Genomic DNA, 3,333 nt, shown 5'->3' on the forward strand with positions numbered 1-3,333 from the left:
GTGCTAACGAAGCTTAGACCTACAAAGCCGTTTAAAGAAAACATAGCACTGATAGGGACTGACGGCTATTTCAACAACTATCTTATCACTGGCTTGTGAACTAGAAATAAATTCCAACGGACGTCTGTGGTGTCTCTGAAATTGGTATTAACTGTTTACAAAAATCTCTCGCAAATATGCAATATGCTGAGCTTCTAAACGTTTCAACGGACTTTCATTATCTCTATGATTTAGAACTGCATCTTCGTATGAATCAACTCCTGTAAACAATTTGGTTGCTTCATACAAATTGAGTGAAAATGATTTTCTCCATAATTGAGATTTTAGAAGTAAGTGATAATTCCATTGCCTCCATGAGTTGCAATTACTACCACTACCTTTTTGGTTAATTCATCAGGTAGTTTCTGTAGGGTCTCAAGAATATTACTGTTACATTCATGGAGATATTTTGGTTTCTTGAACTCTACAATAGCATGATCAATTCTTGATATTTCTTGTTTTGTTAAAAAGTCCAGTGAATGTTTAGTGAGTGAATTTTTAGCTGTAATTTCCGGTGACTCATATTTTTCACACAGCATGGTGCTGGAGGAGGTAGTCTGTAATGACTGCATATGAGAGGTTCCAAGAGTTGAAAAAGTTTTACTTTATGGAGAGTAGACAAGTCATAATGAAATTAGTTCCAGATGGTTAGCTACTTAACCATCCAAAACAGGAAAAACTGTCTTTAAAAATGATGATGAAGTAAAGCCAGAAAGATCATGGTCAAATAAGAAATGTTGAACCTTTTCGAATTGAAGTGGTTTAACCGTACTGCCGATAAAATCCATAGAGTGTGAGGTTTGTACTATGCAGCCGACGTATAATGATAATATTTATTCAGTCATCCTGACAATCGGCTATGTTTCCCTTAAGGGTTGATGGGTCTAAACTGTCGTAAACCCCTGTGATGGGAGATTCTGTTATGCAGTCCCAACAGTTTCAAGACCTTCTTAACGCTATACCGTTATTAACCAGCCAGCAGCGAAATACACTTATTAACGCTCTGTCAGAGCAGAATTCTCCTTCCGATATTGCAAAGTCTATCGAAGATAGTTTTGTTCGGGCTCCAAAATGTCCTCACTGCGGGTCGGAGGACTTACAACGCTGGGGAATGCGGAACCAACGGCAGCGTTTCCGGTGCAAGTCTTGTCGAAAGACCCTGAACTCTTTTTCCAAAACGCCTCTGGCCCGTTTAAGGCATCCTGAGCGTTGGCCGCAGTATCTTGAGGGGATGACTCACTCTTTGACGCTTCGCCCGGCTGCCAAGCAATGCGGCGTTTCATTGAAAACATCATTCCGTTGGAGGCATCGGTTTTTACAGGCTATTGAGCACGACCAGGCACCAGAGCTTAGTGGCATAACAGAACTGGATGAAACTTTCTTCCGTGAATCCTTCAAAGGTCAGAAGAAAGGTCTTCCAAGAGCTGCCAGGAAGCGGGGTAATGATAGGCAGAATGTCGACAAATACCGGTCATGGTAGCCAGAGACCGCGATAATCAGACGGTTGATGGCATTCTGGAGAATCAGAGTGCAGATGAGCTTTGTCGTCATTTGAACGGTCGAATAAATATTGAAGCAGTCGTATGCGCCGATGCAAGCCTTGCACATGAGAAGCTTGCGAGAACCTTGGGGTTCACCTTTAAAGAACTTGTGTCATCCTCTGGAATATGGGTTATAGAAGGTGTTTTTCACCTGCAGCGTGTGAATGCATATCACAGCCACTTGAAGCAGTGGATTACAGGGATTTTTCACGGAGTTGCAACAAAATATCTGTCACACTACCCGGGCTGGCGGAGGGCTCTAACTGGCATTAATGCTTTAACAACTGATCGGTTGGCCAACAAGATTTTGGAATTTATTCACGTTCAACTTTTAAAGGGAACATAGCCTTATCTTATGTTAGTGAGTCTAACATATTTGTCATGGTTAAAATTAGCTGCGTTAATAAAAATATCTAACAATTCAGACTTTTTTGGTGAGTTTTAAATGCAATCTCTAACTTCAATGAGTACTACTTCTCTATGTGGTCATCAATCAGCAGTGGCAATGAATTCTGATGATTTCGAATGGCTAGGAAAGTCTGTACGAAAAGTTTCTGATGGGCTGTATACATATATGAAAGAACCAGGCCTTTTTTATGTTATGGAAAAAGTAAATTCAGATAATGTAAGTCATTGGCGTAGATATAGTGATTACCAAATACAGGCCGCTTATGATCACACAGAGGTTCGTCAACATAATCTTGAGTGTTTTAAAGCACAAGAAGCAGGTCTACCATTGCCTGAAAATAGAAAAATTAATGTAGTTAAAGCGACACTAGACCCTTTAGATAAGTTTAAAAAATGTATGTCATTCTTTGATCGGGATGGTGTAGATGTCTGGACAGCTTATGTGTCAAATTCTGATGTTAATCATCATATTAAGTTTGAGGCTAAAGAGGCTCGTGAGTCTATTGAAATGGCTGTTGCTGTTTTAACTCATAAGGATGCGCCGTTTCAGCTGCATATGGGAGTGCATAGAAGTCCTGAGCATATGTTAGGACAAAATATTGCCCATAAAGGAATCTCAATAGATCTACACAGCTTTGCAGCATATGTGCTTAGAAATATTTCAGAGAAAAGAAAAGAATTTGTTGTTACTACTCCGATGAAAAGTATGGCAGATATTTTCAAAAAGCATCTAGACTCAAATAGTTTTCAGGAAGGCGCTAATTTCGATGGTAGTTATATAAAAACACATGGCAAGAGTTATTGTTATGAAAATTATGAATTTAAGCTATTAAGCTCAGATAATTCTGAAAATCTTATTTTCAAAGTTGAGAATCGGGATGGAGTTAATGAGCACTATTGGTTTTTTTATAATACTCAATGTGTGGATTACTTTGTTATCAAAGTTGAAAGTATTGCAAAGTTGCCAAGTTCTTAGCTTAGCGTTAAGTTAATATTTTTATTAGGGTGTCCAAAAAGTGTCCACCAAACTGACCAATAACCACTTTTAACAACCAAAATGGACACCTTTTGTTATTCTGAATTACTTTAACCTATTGATATATATAAAGTTGTTTCAGTGTTGCAAGGATTCGAATCCCTCCCTCACCGCCATATACCTTTCTCTACCTCCTTGATTTTCTCTCCTTTTATTCTATAAGCTTGTTTCAGGTTTCAGGCTTCAGTTCTGTACGATAAGTGTTTTCACAAAACCTGATGATCTGAAATCACTGATTTGAAACTTGAGTTTAAAGTTAACTTTTCTCTGCACACTCCGAGAATTCCACATTGCATTGGTTTAGTTAAT

At 38.6% G+C, this 3,333-nt stretch carries 2 protein-coding genes and 1 pseudogene; 2 read left to right on the forward strand and 1 reads right to left on the reverse strand.

Annotation, left to right across the window (positions count from 1 at the left end; all coding sequences use genetic code 11):
• Positions 1-323: 323 nt before the first annotated feature.
• Positions 324-611: a hypothetical protein gene (locus J7439_RS25075; RefSeq protein ID WP_209204786.1), complete on the reverse strand. Its 288-nt coding sequence runs from the start codon at positions 609-611 to the stop codon at positions 324-326.
• Between the two features lie 350 nt (positions 612-961).
• Here J7439_RS25075 and J7439_RS25080 point away from each other — a divergent pair.
• Together J7439_RS25080 and J7439_RS25085 are read left to right on the forward strand one after the other, a co-directional pair.
• A pseudogene (locus J7439_RS25080) lies at positions 962-1,926 on the forward strand (IS1595 family transposase).
• A 117-nt stretch (positions 1,927-2,043) separates the two neighbouring features.
• Complete coding sequence (locus J7439_RS25085) at positions 2,044-2,964, forward strand: hypothetical protein (RefSeq protein WP_209204787.1); 921 nt, start codon at positions 2,044-2,046, stop codon at positions 2,962-2,964.
• Positions 2,965-3,333 lie beyond the last annotated feature (369 nt).

This window comes from Salinisphaera sp. G21_0 (assembly GCF_017744115.1).
GTDB lineage: Bacteria > Pseudomonadota > Gammaproteobacteria > Pseudomonadales > Endozoicomonadaceae > Endozoicomonas.